Source organism: Desulfosporosinus paludis (assembly GCF_045689965.1).
Classification (GTDB): Bacteria; Bacillota; Desulfitobacteriia; order Desulfitobacteriales; family Desulfitobacteriaceae; genus Desulfosporosinus; species Desulfosporosinus paludis.
In genome coordinates, this window is sequence record NZ_CP144211.1 from 4,846,674 (window position 1) to 4,863,560 (window position 16,887).

Here is a 16,887-nt window from a genome sequence, read left to right on the forward strand (position 1 = left end):
GCAAATTTTGGGTGTACCTTATGGGGGTATAAGGGGTGTTTTGCGTAATTGTATATGGAATTTTGGAAAAAGGAACCCGCTGAAGAGGACTCCATTTTGGTAGTCCTCATTTTTGTATGTTGGATGGAAATACTATCACTAAATAGGTTGGGAGGGATGCTTGTGTCTGAATTAGATAAAATAATTGGTCAAATTGAAGAATTGCGCTCAAGTACCATTAATGTACAGAAATATAATTCCTCTGCGGATCCTGAAACTGTGGCAGTATGCCACGAATTACATACTGCCTAGGATAGATACCAAGGAATAATTATGAGGATAAAGAGGACAGATGATTGAGATAAAGTGGTCTTCAAATTGAGCCGGGTCTAAGAGACATTATTTTTTGAACATGTACCCATGAACGCAGCACGTTGAGACCGTGGTAAGTTTGAAAACGCTCACATTCTAGAAGCTGCTTGTGACAAGGGTTTCTGAAGATGGGATTTTTTTGAAATGAGCTAAAAATGTCATGAATATGTAAAGTGCCCGTACACGGAAACATATTGGGGATAAAAATAGCGTTTTTTAGGCAAATATTCTAATAAAATATGTCACAGTGTCGAGGGGGCCTTGAAACTATGAAATTGTGTTTTATGTAATTTATGGCAATATGTGTAGTAATTTGTGGGTATGAGGAAATACAATATAGCACAATAAATATACAGCAGTTGCGGAAGCTGTAACATGACGAAAGCCCACTTCCTTGATTGGAGGTGAGCTTTTTCTACGTTTTAACGTATTTTTTAGACAAATTTCACGGGATTGTAACAATCATAGTTTATTATTAATACAGTAGATAATCACAATAGATGTTACCCGCTAAGCGGTTAACATATAGAGCCTTTTTTGCCCATCCTCCTATAATATCCCTCCACGTGAGGGAATTTTTTTGAACGGAATATCATAACTTTTGCTCATGCTTAACTTAACAATAATGAATTTTACTTTATTATTCGTAAGGGTTAATATTAAGCAAACATGGTTATTTCGCTAATTTTAACGGTTAATATAAATGGCATTTTAATCAGTCCACCTTTCTTTACTATACCCCCTCTTTGTGAGGAGAATTTTTTTTTGCAAATAAAAAGCCTCCAAATTCGGAGGCTTTTTGTTTTATAAGATAATCCAATAATTGGTGTACATAGCTATTAAAGCTTGTAACAGCTTTATGTTAATTCCATATTATGTAATATCCGATGCGTATCGGAATTGAATAATAAGGAGGAACAAAAATGGCAGCAGGAATAGCAATTGTAGTTGTAATCATTCTTCTGCTTATCGCTATGGGCATTGTTTTTTAATTCTATAATCTATAATTCTCATCGAAATTCATGCTATTAAGGGGTGAACAAGAATGTTTGGTTGTGTAGGAGTAGGTATCATAGCTATAGCCATCTTAATCCTGATAGCTTTGGGTGTTATCTTTTAATAATGGATCTGGAAAAGGGATTTTAAACAATGAAAGGAGACAGTTAAGATATGCCAATGTTCAATCGTTTTGGTTTTGGTTTTGGGGGATTTCCTTTTTTTCCATTTTTCTTTAATCCGTTTGAAAGGTTTGAGAGATTTGGAATACGGGATCCATTTGAGAGATTCGAATTCGATCCATTTGAAAGATTTGAAATGAGAAGACGCCGTTTTTAATTCTAAAGTAATATAAAGTATAGTCTTAGTTTGAGGCTAGAGATTTTATATGTATTGATACTCCTCCTGCGTTTAACCGTTAAGGAGGGGTTTCTTAATTGACTTTCTTATATAGCAGCAAGAAAGTCAATAGATAGCTTGTCGTAAGTAATTCAAAGGCTAAAAATGAGCTTGTTTCTAAATATGGTATAACCTCAGATGGGTTTCTTTGGGGTGGAGTCGCTTATCACGAGATGAGATTGAGACTAATGAAAACATATCTTGATGATAACAATCTAGATAATAAAAAGATTAAGATGTTAATAGAACTTCTCAATAAGAAATCTGAAAAGAATCAGCCTGCTGGACTAGTTGGAGCTGGGTTATTGTTAGCAATATTCGTTCCCCTATGGACGCAATTTTTAAGTTGGTTGTTTAAGTCGCCAGGTACTTTTGAGCAAGCTCTATACCTATTTTTATCTATACTAATAATTCTTCAAATGATAGTAATGATTTTGCGGATGATACAAGTAATGGTAATTGATATAGTAGATAAAGAACATGAGACTCTTAAAAGTATTGCCTGGATGCTTGAGGAGATACTAATAACATAATGTATTTAAATAATTGCGCAATTGGATTCCCTTAAGACTGTTATTGATTTAGAAAACAGTTAGGGATATGAATCGCCAGATTGTTCCATATTTTATGGGCGGTCTGGCTTTTTTGTTTTATTTTGAATTATTTTTGCTTATCTTGGATGAAATAGGCGGATTAGCAAAGTAACCCGCCCCTTCCCGAACCGTACAAGCGACTTTCACCGCATACGGCTCTCCATATTCCAAATGAGTTATCGTCGTTTCAACTGATTGAGCTGAAATCTGTCAGCTTCGACATTGGCAAAGCAGTGTCCGCATAAAGGAATTTGTCTCCGGTTGATGTCCAGCATGACAGTGACCCATCCCCCATTTTACAGACACCCTAAACACCAAGTACAATAAAAATAAGAGGTGTTTGTAATTGGCCAAAAACTTTGATCAAGCGTATAAGCTGGAAATCTGTAAAAGAGTGGTAGAAAACAAAGAATCAGTGGCGGTAGTAGCCCGAGAAGTAGGGATTCATGCAAACACAATTTACGGGTGGGTAGAGAGATACCATCAGAACAGCAGCAAGCCCTTTGTCGGCAGCGGACATATCAAACCAGAAGATGAGGAAATGAAGCGACTCCTAAAAGAAAACAAAGAACTTAAAGAAGAAATAGAAATATTAAAAAAAGCGGCAGCTTACTTCGCCAAGAATCAGAAATAGAAAAATATAAGTTTATCAAAGCTGAATCCGTAAATTATAAAATAGCGAAGCTATGCAGAATACTTCATGTTCCAAGAAGCACATATTATGCATGGGATAAACGACCAGAAAGCAAAAGAAGCATACGTAGGAAAGAACTGACCGAAGCAGTAAAGAACAATTTCTATGAAAATAAAAGAATCCCAGGTTCGTCAAAAATTGCAGAAAACCTAAGCAAACCCGAAACGCCGGTGAATCGAAAACTTGTAGCAAAAATCATGAAAGAGAACGGACTAAAGTCAAAAGTAGTAAAGAAATATAAGGCGACAACCAATTCCAATCATAACCTGCCGGTTGCTGAAAACATACTAAACAGAGATTTTACTGCGGAAAAACCCAATCAAAAATGGGTAAGCGATATAACCTATGTGCCGACAGATGAAGGCTGGTTATACGTTGCGGGAATACTGGATCTATTTGGGAAAGAAATTGCCGGCTGGGCCATGGATGAAAGAATGACCAAAGATTTAGTAATAAGATGCTTTAATCAAGCCTTAGGAAAGCGTGGCAACCCCAAAAACGTATTGATACATTCAGATAGAGGATCGCAATATTGCAGCCATGAATACCAAAATCTATTAAAAGAAACTCACTTCACCTGCTCAATGAGCCGGAAAGGAAACTGCTGGGATAATGCGCCGATGGAAAGCTTTTGGGGTAAACTGAAACAAGAATGGCTTAACGACCAGCACTTCAGGACACGAGAGCAGGCAAAATCCGAAATATTCTGGTATATTGAGGTTTACTACAGAAGAAAAAGGCTTCATGCCGGCAACGGATACAAAACTCCGGAGGAGTATACGAAGCTCGCCGCAAATTTTTGAAGTTCCATTCCGCTACGCTCCATTACACTTCAAAAATTTACAGAAGACTGAAAAAATAAGCATAATTACGTCACAAGAAGGTTTCTTGATGTTTTGGGTGTCTAACGGTCTGGGAAAGGGTCATCTATAACGAAAGGAGACAGTTAAGATATGCCCATGTTCAATCGTTTTGGTTTTGGGAGATTCCCTTTTTTTCCGTTTTTCTTTAATCCTTTTGAAAGGTTCGAGAGATTTGGGATAAGAGATCCATTTGAGAGATTTGAATTCGATCCATTTGAGAGATTTGAGATGAGAAGGTTTCGCCGTTTCTAATTCAAAGTAATGTAAAGCTAGGTATTAGTTTTAGTAGGGCGAGAGATTTCTTATGCATTTGGGGAAGGGTGTACCAGCTTGGCAAAGAGGAACTGAGGCGGTTCAGGGATGTGCTGGGTGTGGTGGAGTATGTGGTTGGGGTGAGTATGGGGCTGGACTTCAGGGAACAAACAAAGTAAGGAGAGCTTTGCGCTCTCCTTACTTTGTTTACACATAGAAGTATTTTTAGTAACAGCTAGAACTGCGACCTTTATATTTGACTAATTGTCGATATAGTTAAAAACTAATACCATCCATAGGGATAAGGAGCATAGGCATAGGGATACGCTGATGGGTAATAACGAGGCCTCGCTATAGTAGCCCCTAAACCGAAACCCAGAGCTAAGGGGAGAAATCCAAAACCAAACATAAGATCAACTCCTTCAATAAGAACTGGCTATCACCAATTAAGATGATAGCCTTTAAATAGTATTTATTAGAAGATTACGCCTAGAGCGATAAGAATCAAAATAGCAATAGCGATAATTCCTACGCCGACCCCAGCCCCAACACCAGCCACAGGAGCGACAGGTGCTGGACAACATGCTCCACCCATTCCGTAACCTGCTGCACCACCATAACCCATTCCGTACATCAAATTTCCTCCTTTCTAAATTAGAATACGATTCCAAGTGCGATAAGCAGAAGAATGATCACTACGACTGCAGCAATTCCTGCACCAAAGCCACGTCCTGTTCCACAAGCACCGCCATCGACACCAACTCCGCCAAATGCCATTGACTTTTCCTCCTTTATCAAGAGATATCACATAATATGTTTTGATTGAAATATATGGAATAATGTGGGATTTAAACATTTTGTACTAGCACCAATAAATCTTCTTTGGCATAATTTGGAGCGTAGTTACCAGATGGAAAGGGGATTTATATCAATGTATCATCATGTTCGCAAAGGTGAAACTTTGCATCATATAGCGAGACATTATAGGACTCATGTTCATCATTTAATCTCTTTAAATCCACACATTCATAATCCTCATATGATTTATCCTGGCCAAAGAATTAGAGTTCATTAATAGGCCAGCGATCCAGCTTTTTTTGGTAAGGGACATTAACGGTATAGAATATATTAAGACCCTAGCACATGCTAGGGCCTCAGACCGTAGACAAAAAGGAGGTTACGCAAAGCGTAACGCTCTTTTTTGTTTTAGAATGAACCGTAAATGATGTATATGTTGAATCCACTTTTTAAGAAAAACCGAAATCAAGGGGAGCATCCCTTTTCTTCTTTTCCATGTGGCTAACTTCTTTAAATTCATGCAGGCAAAGGTAAGCGTGACCTGCATCTTGGCTTTTTCCAGTCCACGCAACTGCGTGTAGCGCATTCCATGCTTTTCTTTCGCATCCGCAAACACTTGCTCGATGGTTTCTTTTCTTTGCTTATAGATGGTCCGGTATTACAGAGTATGTCGGTAATCTTCCGCCGTCTCCATATACGGTTCCCACACATGCCGGGTTACGACTTTCTGGCACGCCCGACTCGCGGTACACTCATTCCTTCGGCTACACTCCCGACACCCTTCCGGATTGCTTTTATACTCTCGGTACCCTTCCCGGTTGGTTATGCTATACTTTAAGATCTGGTTCTCCGGACAGAGGATGCAGTCGTAATATTGGTCATAGACATACTCCCCTTTTTAGAAAATCCTTTCTTCGTCATGGGGCGTTTGTATGGTACAGCCGGGATTCGTTGACTGTCGATGATTTGTTTCATAATCCAGGCGTTTTATAGGCAGAATCCACGGTAATTACTTTCACCTCGGGAACCTTCACCAAGAGCTTTTCATACAGTTCGTCAAACATGACGCTGTCATGGAGATTCCCCGCTCCCACCACGAAGTCTACGACAAAGTTATGCTGATCACAAGCCGTATTGGCTACATAGGCGAAGCGCTTCTTGTGCTTTCCTTTATGGGACAGCCCGCTTTCCGGGTCCACTTGGCTTTGTAAAACCGTTTTGGTCTCTGGGGTCGAGGGCGTTGTATCATCATCGGAGCCGTCTTTTTTCAGGGGCTTTTTCCCATGTTCTGCTCGGTCCCGTTCAATTTCTTCTTCCAATTGCTTTGGTAGCGTTTGGCCTGTTTTTCCACCACCACTTGAGTCGCTTTGTGTCGGTTGGCACTGGCTTTGATATGGGTTCCATCGATAAAGAGCGCCTGGGCATCCACAAAGCCACATTGGACGGCTTCCTGAAGGATATGTTCAAAGATGCGTTGGAAGACATCGGTTCCTTGAAACCGTCGGCTGTAATTCTTGCCGAAGGTGGAGAAGTGGGGAATGTTTTCTCCAAGGTCATACCCAATAAACCAACGGTAAGCCATGTTTACTTCAATTTCTTTGATGGTCTGACGCATGCTTCGTATCCCATAGAGGTGCTGGATAAATTTTGAACAGGGAGACTGGATCAATGCCGGGTTTTCCCCATTCAAGCTCCGAATAGAGCCCTTTGACTTCCTCATAGATGAAATTAAAGTACAGTCTGAAGGCACACACAGTGTGGCTTTTGACATCAACTCTTAATTAATATTATATCAATAAAATCTGTGATAATTCTCTTTTGGTAGAAATTTAAGGATTGCAGGCATATTTTTACTGATAATATCGTACTTGTCGCATATAATTTCCCTGATTACCCACAGGCTTTTGTAATGGTCTTTACCGCATGATTTTGTGTCATAATCGCAAATTTCGTTTGTTCTCCAAACTTCACAGCCCTGGAATGGGTTAGCCGTTCCAAGGTATAGCTTTTCATGGCTGTCTACATAGAGTATTCTTCCGCCATAATTATTCGGTTTATTAAGCCCATTCAGGAAAATTGAACTGAAATGAACGCCGTCCTCGGAGATATACAAATCAAATCCTAGTGGATATTTAATACCTCTTAATATTCCTACAACACTCATATATATTTCTATTAATAAGTTTGTTACGGTTTTACCAATTAGTTGCTCTAATGCAAGTTTGTTTGCCAAAAGAGTATCAAGAATCACTTCCATATTGCTGGAATCATCAAAAGTACTGATAAGCAGTTTGCCATCATATTCCTGTATCTGCCAAGCATACACATTAAATGGATTATTAAACCCCGAACCAAGGCCTGAAACGCCTTTTTGTACGCCTCCTGAGGATGCCGTTAGAGGTAAAAATGGGTTTCCGCCTACTATTAATATCCATTCGTCATTCTTGCTTATTCTTATTATGTCGCAGCCCATTGGCATAAACCAAGCTAACGGCAATTCTTTTGTACCGCTTACATAAAGATGGTTTTTAAATACACCAAAGCTTAGTGCATACTTATTTGCAGGATCTCCAAAACCTTTATCAACAATAAGTGTCCAGTCATTCAGTTTTGGTTCTGGTCCATTTGTTCTCCAAACTTGAGCTCCACTTGAATTACTTATGCCAACGTATATCTTGTTGTTAAATACAGCCATATTACTTATAGCACCTGTTGGGTTTTTAGAAGGGTCAAAGCCCGGTGCGTTAACGTCTATAAGACTTTCCCATGGGTAAAATTCTGGATCCTTACTGTTATATAGCTGAGGAGTTGGAGTTCGGCTTTCCTCATCTATGGTAGAAACATATACCTTGCCTTTCTGTATCACCATAGCTCTTGATGAGGTTCCCTGCAAAACGTTGTCAGGCAAGATAAACCAATTTACGCCGTTAGTGGTTTTTAATATTTGCACTTTGTTCCCGAAAGTCGCTGCAAAAAGGCAAGGGCTGCCTCCAAAAGGTTCATGCTTAATCATAAATCTGAAACCTGAAATGCCAGAGCCGTCTGGCGCTTTATAAACTCTTTGCCATGGCTGATACCCATCCTTTTTAAATCCCCAAATTTCAGCTCGATTATCTATCGGGTCTGGCTTAATTAGAACAGGCAGTTGAGTCATCGTCTCAATGGATTTAATTATATCTATCGGTATATTTCTGCCGGTACCTACATAGATAAAATCTCCCAGGTTGCTCATGGACCATGCGTAATTATTTTGCCTTGCATTGTTAAGGTTACTAAAATCAAATCCATTCACTCGAGTTAAATTATGAAAAGGTGACATTTTTGTCCTCCATACTTACAAATATCGCCATTAGTAATGTATGAAAAAGGAGGGACATAGTTTACTGACTGTACGTGGGAGGATGTTTGTTCCACAACTTAATTACTCTAAATGCGTTTTCAAAACCGACATTTTGACAACCCTATGACCGTTTCGAGTATAGAAACACTTACATTTTGAAAAGTCGCCTATCATAGCTGGTTTCAGGAATAGGGTGTAAATTGATTAATAATTCAAATAGGACTACTCTTGAGACCGTAGATAATTAAGAAAACAGTAGGGGGAATTGCCAGATCATTTTGCATGGTCTGGTGTTTCCTTTTTTGCAACTGATATTTTGATGGTGTAAATGATACCAGGGCCATAAGGAATTCGGAAATTATAACCATTGAAGCCAATGGTGAAGGAAACCGTGGAGCCTGTTGTTAAGGCCTGCCCGTGATGTTGGCGAAGTGACAATGGAATGGCCAAAGGAGAGTGCCGGGACAAGATTCTTCCGTCTGTCTATACGGGAGTAATAAAGATAGAACTTAAAAGATAATCAAAACCTGTGAAATGTATTCATTTTTCCTCGAAAGTAGACACATAAGGAAAATTATGTAAATATACTATTTCTAAAGGACAGATTTCGATTATAGTCGATGAAGTAGCTTTGGAGGGAAACGTATGTTGTATTGGAACTCGGCTTATGAATGTATGTCGAGAAGCGAAATGATTGAAGTCCAAACTGAAAGACTTAGAAATACCGTTAACAGGGTTTATTGTAATGTGCCATTTTACCGTGAGAGGATGCAAAAAGCCGGAATTGAGCCAGGAGACATAAAATCATTGGAGGACTTGAAAAACCTGCCGTTCACTAACAAAGAGGATTTGAGAGACACTTATCCCTACGAGATGTTTGCAGTACCCATGAGTGATATAGTGAGGATACATGCATCTTCCGGAACTACAGGGAAACAGACGGTTGTGGGTTATACACGGAGGGATTTGGATTCCTGGTCTGAAGTTGTGGCAAGGGCATTGTGCAGCGCAGGAGCCAATAAAGAGTCCATTGTACAAGTTGCTTACGGATACGGCCTGTTTACCGGGGGGCTCGGACTTCACTATGGCGTTGAAAAAATAGGTGCATCTGTTATACCTATTTCGGGTAGCAATACCAAACGGCAGTTAATGGTGATGAAGGACTTCGGAACTACTATCCTGGCATGTACCCCATCGTATGCCCTTAATATTGCGGAGACAATGGAGGAAATGGGAATCCGCAAAAGCGACCTGAAGCTTAAGGCCGGAATTTTTGGCGCAGAACCGTGGTCCGACAACATGAGGAAGGAAATAGAGGAGCGCCTAGGTATTACGGCCATTGATATATATGGCCTTAGTGAAATAATGGGACCTGGAGTATCTGTCGGCTGCAACTGCAGGAATGGCCTGCACATCCAGGAAGACCATTTCATACCTGAAATTATTAATCCCCAAACCCAGGAGGTGCTGCCTGAAGAGACAACCGGAGAGCTTGTTTTCACCACCATAACCAAAGAAGGCATTCCGCTTATTAGATACAAGACACACGATATATCCTCGCTAAAATATAAAAAATGCGAGTGCGGGAGAACCCTAGTAAGAATGAGCAAGGTTACCGGAAGAAGTGATGATATGCTCATAGTTAGAGGTGTAAATGTGTTTCCGTCTCAGATAGAGAGTGTACTTCTGGAAACCGGTGAAACGGCGCCTCATTACCTTTTGATGGTCGATAGGGTTGATAATCTGGATATACTGGAGATATGGGTAGAAATGTCACAGAACATGTTTTCGGATAAGGTCAGGAAAATCGAAGAGCTTGAGGTTAAAATCAGAAAAAATATCGTTAGTGCACTGGGCATTAACGCAAGAGTCAGGCTTGTAGAGCCTAAGACTATAGAACGAAGTGAAGGCAAGGCGAAAAGGGTTATCGACAAACGAAGGATATAGTCACAATTATTTTTGCCAGGAAGTATCGCAAAACTACTTTTTTGTAGTAGTTGGCGGTACTCCCCCTTTGCTTTTTAATGGAAAAAATAATTTAGAGATTGATTTAATAGTTAAATTAGATTTTCCCAAATTAAGAGCATGGCAAAATAAGCCTTTTAGCTCCGGCATTTTTTTATCTTTATTAGTCCGTTTTTAATGAATGAGGGGATTTTCCCAATTCGCCCGCATTATATTTTTCTTGAAGTTAATATCAATGGGAGCTCAAGGGAATGTCTCCTAATGGATAGTATAACTATTCACTGATAGGAACTCTTCGTAATAAAAATCCACCCAGTAACTAAATTGCTGGGTGGTGATGGAAAGCTCTTTTTTATGGTTCTTGACAAAGGGTACAATTTACCCCTGGACTATTGCTTACAGCCTTCCATCAGTTCACTTTTCATCTTGTTTAGGAGTTTCTCAAGAAACTTCCTGGTGATGGAACCTTTGTAATATCCGGTTGCAAGCGTCAATATCCCGTTATAGCTGGATGCAACAATCAGAAGTCCAGGTGCACGTATTACCGGCGGAATAATATAAGCGTCTGAGACTACATGCTCACCAAATTTTATTAAAGACTTTGAAATAAGGCCTACGTTGGACAATCCCGGAGAGCAAAAAATGCTTATTTGCGACAGGATTTCGGAGGCCTTTGACGCCAATCTGGAAAAAGCCAGAAACTGATGGAAACTTAAGATTTCTGTCCGTTCTGCACCTGAAGCGGACTGATAACCGGGGTTTGCTTTCTTTTTGCGATTCATTACGGAAACTACCCTGGATAATGTTCCCTCAAAGGACTCACCGTGAATTCTTGGGATTCTCAAAATAATTCCGCCTGAAAAATTCCGGATTGCCTGAGCTTTGTTGTCAGGGAGGTAGCGGCGCAAATCCACTGTAAGGCCAATATCCATAGGAATTCCGTATTGAGGCCGGGATGATTTAAACATTGCCCTGTAAATAGCGGCAAGTATTAAATCATTAATTGTAGCGCACCGTTCTTTTGCATACCTGGACAATATATCCAAATGCCCTGCGGGGAGCCTGCAAATCACAAAGGGAGTGACATTCTTACATCCTCCCGACTTCCATGGGAAAGGCCAGACGGTCCTTGGGCTTTCTACTACTGAATTGTCAAGTTCCGGGTTTTCTATGCCTAGGGTATTTAATGCCCGTTCATGATCTTCCCTGCTGCGCACGCTTGGTTTTGGTACATACTCCCCATTTTCGCTGTCGATGCAGGAATAAATATGCGCCAGAAGATGGATGTACTCCTTTGTTCCGGCGCCATCACTGCATGTGTGGTTAAGCTTAATACCTATTGTGTCATACTCCTGCGAACGTATGAGTTTTACTTTAACCATAGGGTCATGGTCCATATCCAAGCGGTTCTCTAAAAACCGTTGGACAGCTTCTTCTACGTTGGTGGTCTCCTCCATGGAGCAGAACTCCGTTTTATCAATATCCTCCAGCCGTTTCCAATATGGAGGGTCATCCTCGACAAACCGGCAGCCCAGAACCGGCTCAACATCAACGGATAATCTTACTGCTCTTGACAACTTGTCGAAGTCTATTCTGCCGTCCAGCTTCATTATAACCTGGATCTGAAAATTTCCCATTCCGTAACGGGCAACATAATTGCAAAAATCATGAGCGTAGGCGGGCATAATATCAGATCCGGCATCATAATCCAGCTTTTTGATCTTGGGGAATTTAGACATTGATTTCACTTGTAACCGCTCCTTTTAGAAAATTTTCTAAGGCTCTCTGACTTTGCAGTGATTATTTTAGATAATATTGAAAGTGATTTGCAATTTGCTTGCAGTACCATATTATGGATGAACACGTCCAAATGTCACAGTTATACAATTATGTTAATCGAATTGATAATAATTTGTATGTTACTGCCCCCAAAGCAAAAATAAATAGTTAACACAAGAGATTAAATGTAACGCTTGTGGCCAAACTTCCATAATATGGCATTATGAAACATGTTTTACTATCTGGTGTACCCTTATGTATCCATGACAGGGAAAAGTATTTTATTCTGTGAATCTTATAAAAGGAGTGGGGTAAGTATGAAAATCAAATTAGGTGAAGTCTCAATTGAGATTCCAAATGAGAAACGTTTTAAAACAATGTTTTCAAGGCCCAATCCGGAATTCTTCAAGGATTTGTTCAAACTGACTCATACAAGTTATACCAATTATCTTGAAGAATGTGTAAAGTGCGCGGAAAAGTATGTAAAAACCGGTAAATCCGACAAAGGCAAGGACGAATAATGTAATGGCAACAGAAACAAGTCTCCAGGTTAAATATATCGAAGTTGATAGGATGGGCATTGTACACCATTCAATCTATCCGCTTTGGTTCGAAAAAGGTAGAACGGATTATTTGAGGAAGGCGGGAGCTTCCAATTCGCAAATAGGCGGCAGGGGCTTCTACCTTCCGCTTACCGAAATGGAATGTAGGTTTAAAAGTCCTGCAAGGCATGGCGACAAGGTTACAGTCATTACAAGAATATCCCATATGTCCTGTGTTAAGGTAAAGTTTGAATATGAAGTGCTTGAAAAGGAAAAAGGGAGGCTCCTTGCTGCGGGAAAAACAGTCCATGTATGGACAAACCGAAGGATTGAACCAATCAATATTGAAAAGGAGGCTCCCGAAATTTACCAACGGCTAAGGCAGTTTTCCGAGTCTTGCAGTACCGGATAGTCCGGGAGCAGTGAAACTGTCTAATAAATCATTCTGAAAGGAAGATGATTATGGAAAAGGGAGAGCTGCTAGGTAAAGGAATGACAGCCGACGTATATATGTGGGGACAGGATAAAGTATTAAAGCTTTACAAGGAAGGATACCCTGAGGAATGGATAAAGCGGGAGGCCGCAACCGGACGGAAGATACTTGAAGCTGGAGTACCTTCTCCTGCTGTTTTCGATATGGTAGAGATTGACGGCCTTAAAGGGATAATACTTCAAAGGATAGTCGGCAAATCAATGCTAGCTATTCTCGAGAAGGAGCCCTGGCGGTTTCACAGCTTTGTACAGGAATTGGCAGGCTTTCAACACAAAATTCATAAATGCTCCAGTGAAGGATTACCATCTCAAAAGGAAAAATTCTCGCTGGCAATTGCACTTTCTTCAGGAATACTGGGAGACAAGGCGAAAAGAATTATAGACTTTGTCGATACGTTACCGGAAGGGGACAGCATTTGCCATGGAGATTTATATCTGGACAAAATAATTGTCTCCAACGATAAGCTTGTTGCTATAGATTGGAGCGGAGCGTACAGGGGAGACCCTTCAGGGGATGTTGCCAGGACATGTCTCATAATCAATTCACCGGTAGTACCCCCCGGAATTCCCGATATTGCGGGTACCATGTCCGCTTTCCCTAAATGGATGACATGCCGGCTTTACCTGAATGAGTATATGAGAGCTTCAAAGGCTAAGCTGGAAAATCTCGATGCATGGATGCTTCCGTTGGCGGCGGCCAGGTTGAGTGCCAGGATACCAGGAGAAGAAAAATGGCTAATGGAAATAATAAATAAGCGGTTACAAAAACTGAAACTATGCCATACTCAAATATTAAGCCCCACGCTTTGTGTGGGAGAACTGAACTGGGAGTGCCGTGAGGCATGATGTTAAAAAGTCCTCCTTTGCTATGATGAGAAATGGTTTCGCTAGCCAAATCTCAAGCAAAGGAGGGCGGAACCCATGGGTGCGAAAAGCTTATCCCACACCCGTTGGATTATAGTTATCACATCATATTTATCCCGAAATATCGCCGAAAATCTTCTTTAAGGAGATCAGAAGGGAAGTTGGGAAATATAAAGGACGTTATGCGAGTATAAAATTTTGGAGTTGGGCGATTGAAGCATCAGTGTTGATCACGTACATTTGTATGTGAAAATCACTGAGTGTATCCGAATTTATAGGGTATCTCAAGGGAAAGAGTGCGCATATGGTATTCAATCGTTTTCCTCAAATGAAACAAGGGAGCGGAAGACATCTTTGGGCAAGAGGGTATTATGTAAGTACGATTGGAATTAATAAGGATGTCATTCGAGAGTATATTCAGAAACAAGAAGAGGCGGACATCATTGAAGACAAGGCAAATAGATAACCTCCTTAGGAGTAGCCAGTAAAAAGGCTGGCGAAATTGCCTCTAGGCGCAGCCGGTATCATGCCATTAGACTTTTTATATTTTGGAAGGGACTGAGAAATGTGGAGATCAAAATTAAACTCGGAGATGCTAAAATAAAAATATCTTATGAAGGCTTATTTAAAAAACTCGCTAGAGGTGAAAACCTTTTTGAAGCCATGCTTCCCTTGTTCCATTTGGACCATTACTATAAATTCTACGAGAATCTGCCACTTTATATGGTGAGCTATTATAAGGAACTGGGAAAGGTCTTTGAGAAGTACCTGGATATCAACAAGCCCGGAATAGGGAAGATACCGGACAGTCCGGATGTCCTGCCGGCAAACGGACATGACATATATAATTATATTGCTCGTTACGGAATGGGAAATTTTCATCCTCAAGCCATCTTGAGACTCGATGGGAGATTGGATTTTGACAGGCTGGTTAAAGCAGTAAGGTTGTCAGTTGATGCAGAGCCTGTTTTGGGATGCAGGTTCGTTGAAGGGAATCCACCCTATTGGAAAAGATCGGAAAACATCGATGAAGTGATGTTTTGTTCTCTTGAGGAAGTCCCAGATGCCAATACGACTGTTCAGAGGTTTTTAGAAAGCCCTTTGGATATGGATAATGACCCCAAGGTAAAAGTAAAGCTGATCCGTTCGGATGAATGTGATATCGTGGGAATAAAAGTTAACCACGCATGCTGTGATGGAACGGGAATCAAGGAGTATGTCCAGTTGGTCTCGGACATATATTCCAGGCTCGACGGCTCCGGGAAGGCATTTGTACCAATACAGTCAATAAGAGGAAGAGGGGACCAGGACAGACTGTTTAAAAGTCTTGGTATAGCGGACCCGGACTCTTTGTGGATTCCAGGGTCGGATATCCTGATACCAACATGGGCATTTCCATGGAAGCAGGATACATCCAGCACTACCCGCATTGCTGCCTGCAGGATTTCACCAGACCAGGTGGATGCTATAAACAGCTATGTAAAATCCAGGGGAGCCACGATTAATGACATGATTCTTGCAGCGTATTACAGAGCTATGCTTAAAATGGGGCAGCCGGTATACGGCGTACCCATGGGGATAAATCTCACTGTCGATTTACGGCGATATTTACCTGATAATAAGACCGAAGCCTTACGTAATTTCTCCGGCTCGGTGAATACCTGGCTTTCCATGGTAGAAAACGAGTCTTTTGATGAGACGCTGTCCAGGGTCGTCTATATGATGAATGATATAAAAAGGGGTTATCCCGGCTTACAAAGCGCTATCGGCCTGGAACGCCTGGAAAAGATCAGCTTTAAGGAAGCTCTCGCCTATTACCAGGCTACAACAGGAATAGGTAAAAACAGAGCAAAATGCCCTGTCTACACTGGCAACAGATGTATAGCCTCACTATCCAACATTGGAATCCTGTCAAAGGAATTAATAAAAATGGGTGATGTTATTGTTTCCGATTATTATATTATTCCTCCGGTTGTCAGTGCGCCAGGACTGCTGCTGGTTGCTAACACCTATAACGGAATAATGAGACTGGCTGCAGGATTTTTTAAAGATACGGTTCTTTCCTCTGATGTAGAAATGCTACTGAACAATATAAAGAACGAAATGCTGGAAGGCTGCAGGCAATAGAAGGAAACCGCCCCAAAAAGCAGGTGTTTTGCCTGCAACCCTTCAAATATTCTGTTCGGAAGCTTCAGGCTTAATGGGCCAGATATCCTCCATCAACTATTATTGATGTCCCTGTTATAAATCTTGATGCATCACTTAATAAAAATGCGGCTGCATAGGCGACATCCTCCGGTTCCCCGATACCCATTATCTGCCTTTTTTTCAGGTCTTCCTCAAAATTATTGTTATTGACAATTTCTTTAAGTCCGTCATATATCTGGGTCTTTATCATGCCTGGTGCTATGGAGTTTATTCTTATCCCCTTTGGAGCAAGATCCAGTGCCATTGACCTAATGGCGCTGTCCAGAGCCCCTTTGCTTGCGCAATACGCAGTCAGGCCTCTTGCACCAACTTTACTTGAAATAGACGATATGGCTACTATGCTTCCCCCATTATCATTGTTCTTCCGCCTAGAAAATTGTTTTACAAGTTCGATAAAGGAATAAAAGTTAACAGTCATGATATTGTTCAAATCTTCCAGTTTCAAGTACTGCAAAGACACAGTCCTTGATATGCCGGCTGAATGTACAAGGCCGTTAAGCTTTAAACCTCCGCTGCATACATTGTCCATCCTTTTCCCTATTCCAGTAGGATCATTCAGATCGAACAAAAAGTAGGAGTGATTGCCGGGCTCCAGTTCCTTGAGAACTGCCTTGAGCCTTTCTTCATTTCTTGCCACCATAATGACATTGGCACCCATTTTGCTCAAGAATATTGCGATACTTTTTCCAATGCCGGAAGAGGCACCAGTTACCATAATGTTTTTGCCGTTTAAATTCATTGGATTCATAAT

Annotated in this window: 18 protein-coding genes and 2 pseudogenes; 10 read left to right on the forward strand and 10 right to left on the reverse strand. The window is 40.8% G+C overall.

Features of this window, described 5'->3' with window-relative positions; all coding sequences use genetic code 11:
- Positions 1 to 123: 123 nt before the first annotated feature.
- The 4 genes from VZF35_RS24075 (at position 124) to VZF35_RS24090 (ending at position 4,365) form a co-directional block, all read left to right on the forward strand.
- Positions 124 to 291: an aspartyl-phosphate phosphatase Spo0E family protein gene (locus VZF35_RS24075; protein ID WP_407308935.1), complete on the forward strand. Its 168-nt coding sequence runs from the start codon at positions 124 to 126 to the stop codon at positions 289 to 291.
- Between the two features lie 1,643 nt (positions 292 to 1,934).
- Positions 1,935 to 2,279, forward strand: a complete 345-nt coding sequence (locus tag VZF35_RS24080; RefSeq protein ID WP_407308936.1) for a hypothetical protein — start codon at positions 1,935 to 1,937, stop codon at positions 2,277 to 2,279.
- A 406-nt stretch (positions 2,280 to 2,685) separates the two neighbouring features.
- Positions 2,686 to 3,836, forward strand: a protein-coding gene (locus tag VZF35_RS24085; protein ID WP_407308937.1) for an IS3 family transposase whose coding sequence is annotated in 2 segments (ribosomal slippage) — positions 2,686 to 2,944 and positions 2,944 to 3,836 — 1,152 coding nt in all. Because the reading frame shifts where the segments join, the coding sequence is not laid out codon by codon here.
- 364 nt (positions 3,837 to 4,200) lie between these two features.
- Entirely contained in the window at positions 4,201 to 4,365 is a 165-nt protein-coding gene (locus VZF35_RS24090; RefSeq protein WP_407308938.1) for a hypothetical protein, read from the forward strand.
- Positions 4,366 to 4,431: 66 nt separating this feature from the next.
- Here VZF35_RS24090 and VZF35_RS24095 read toward each other — a convergent pair whose 3' ends face one another.
- The 8 genes and pseudogenes from VZF35_RS24095 to VZF35_RS24130 all read right to left on the reverse strand — a co-directional run bounded on the left by VZF35_RS24095 (position 4,432) and on the right by VZF35_RS24130 (position 8,736).
- The gene (locus VZF35_RS24095) at positions 4,432 to 4,557 is read right to left on the reverse strand and encodes a hypothetical protein (protein ID WP_407308939.1); all 126 of its coding nucleotides are present in this window, start codon (positions 4,555 to 4,557) and stop codon (positions 4,432 to 4,434) included.
- A gap of 66 nt (positions 4,558 to 4,623) precedes the next feature.
- Positions 4,624 to 4,782 carry a hypothetical protein gene (locus tag VZF35_RS24100; protein WP_407308940.1) on the reverse strand — a complete coding sequence of 53 codons (159 nt, stop codon included), beginning with the start codon at positions 4,780 to 4,782 and terminating at the stop codon, positions 4,624 to 4,626.
- 20 nt (positions 4,783 to 4,802) lie between these two features.
- Complete coding sequence (locus VZF35_RS24105) at positions 4,803 to 4,925, reverse strand: hypothetical protein (RefSeq protein ID WP_407308941.1); 123 nt, start codon at positions 4,923 to 4,925, stop codon at positions 4,803 to 4,805.
- Positions 4,926 to 5,325: 400 nt separating this feature from the next.
- Positions 5,326 to 5,808: pseudogene (locus VZF35_RS24110) on the reverse strand (transposase).
- Positions 5,809 to 5,917: 109 nt separating this feature from the next.
- Entirely contained in the window at positions 5,918 to 6,265 is a 348-nt protein-coding gene (locus VZF35_RS24115) for a transposase (RefSeq protein ID WP_407308942.1), read from the reverse strand.
- Entirely contained in the window at positions 6,214 to 6,636 is a 423-nt protein-coding gene (locus VZF35_RS24120; RefSeq protein ID WP_407308943.1) for a transposase, read from the reverse strand. Before VZF35_RS24120 ends, VZF35_RS24115 begins: the two co-directional genes overlap by 52 nt.
- Before the next feature lie 102 nt (positions 6,637 to 6,738).
- The gene (locus VZF35_RS24125; RefSeq protein WP_407308944.1) at positions 6,739 to 8,238 is read right to left on the reverse strand and encodes a hypothetical protein; all 1,500 of its coding nucleotides are present in this window, start codon (positions 8,236 to 8,238) and stop codon (positions 6,739 to 6,741) included.
- Positions 8,239 to 8,559: 321 nt separating this feature from the next.
- Positions 8,560 to 8,736, reverse strand: coding sequence for a hypothetical protein (locus tag VZF35_RS24130; RefSeq protein WP_407308945.1), 177 nt, complete (start codon positions 8,734 to 8,736; stop codon positions 8,560 to 8,562).
- A 195-nt stretch (positions 8,737 to 8,931) separates the two neighbouring features.
- On the opposite strand from VZF35_RS24130, the gene VZF35_RS24135 reads away from it, so the two are divergent.
- The gene (locus VZF35_RS24135) at positions 8,932 to 10,233 is read left to right on the forward strand and encodes a phenylacetate--CoA ligase family protein (protein WP_407308946.1); all 1,302 of its coding nucleotides are present in this window, start codon (positions 8,932 to 8,934) and stop codon (positions 10,231 to 10,233) included.
- A gap of 407 nt (positions 10,234 to 10,640) precedes the next feature.
- On the opposite strand, the gene VZF35_RS24140 is transcribed toward VZF35_RS24135, so the two are convergent.
- Positions 10,641 to 11,990: a condensation domain-containing protein gene (locus VZF35_RS24140; RefSeq protein ID WP_407314805.1), complete on the reverse strand. Its 1,350-nt coding sequence runs from the start codon at positions 11,988 to 11,990 to the stop codon at positions 10,641 to 10,643.
- A gap of 357 nt (positions 11,991 to 12,347) precedes the next feature.
- Between VZF35_RS24140 and VZF35_RS24145 the strand changes: the two genes are divergently transcribed.
- The 5 genes and pseudogenes from VZF35_RS24145 (at position 12,348) to VZF35_RS24165 (ending at position 16,055) form a co-directional block, all read left to right on the forward strand.
- Positions 12,348 to 12,551: a hypothetical protein gene (locus tag VZF35_RS24145; protein ID WP_407308947.1), complete on the forward strand. Its 204-nt coding sequence runs from the start codon at positions 12,348 to 12,350 to the stop codon at positions 12,549 to 12,551.
- A 4-nt stretch (positions 12,552 to 12,555) separates the two neighbouring features.
- Entirely contained in the window at positions 12,556 to 12,984 is a 429-nt protein-coding gene (locus tag VZF35_RS24150) for an acyl-CoA thioesterase (RefSeq protein WP_407308948.1), read from the forward strand.
- Between the two features lie 44 nt (positions 12,985 to 13,028).
- Positions 13,029 to 13,910, forward strand: coding sequence for a phosphotransferase family protein (locus tag VZF35_RS24155; protein WP_407308949.1), 882 nt, complete (start codon positions 13,029 to 13,031; stop codon positions 13,908 to 13,910).
- A gap of 75 nt (positions 13,911 to 13,985) precedes the next feature.
- A pseudogene (tnpA, locus tag VZF35_RS24160) lies at positions 13,986 to 14,394 on the forward strand (IS200/IS605 family transposase).
- Between the two features lie 101 nt (positions 14,395 to 14,495).
- A complete protein-coding gene (locus VZF35_RS24165; RefSeq protein WP_407308950.1) occupies positions 14,496 to 16,055 on the forward strand; it encodes a condensation protein in 1,560 nt (519 codons plus the stop codon).
- A 70-nt stretch (positions 16,056 to 16,125) separates the two neighbouring features.
- On the opposite strand, the gene VZF35_RS24170 is transcribed toward VZF35_RS24165, so the two are convergent.
- Positions 16,126 to 16,884, reverse strand: coding sequence for an SDR family NAD(P)-dependent oxidoreductase (locus VZF35_RS24170; protein WP_407308951.1), 759 nt, complete (start codon positions 16,882 to 16,884; stop codon positions 16,126 to 16,128).
- Positions 16,885 to 16,887: the final 3 nt, after the last annotated feature.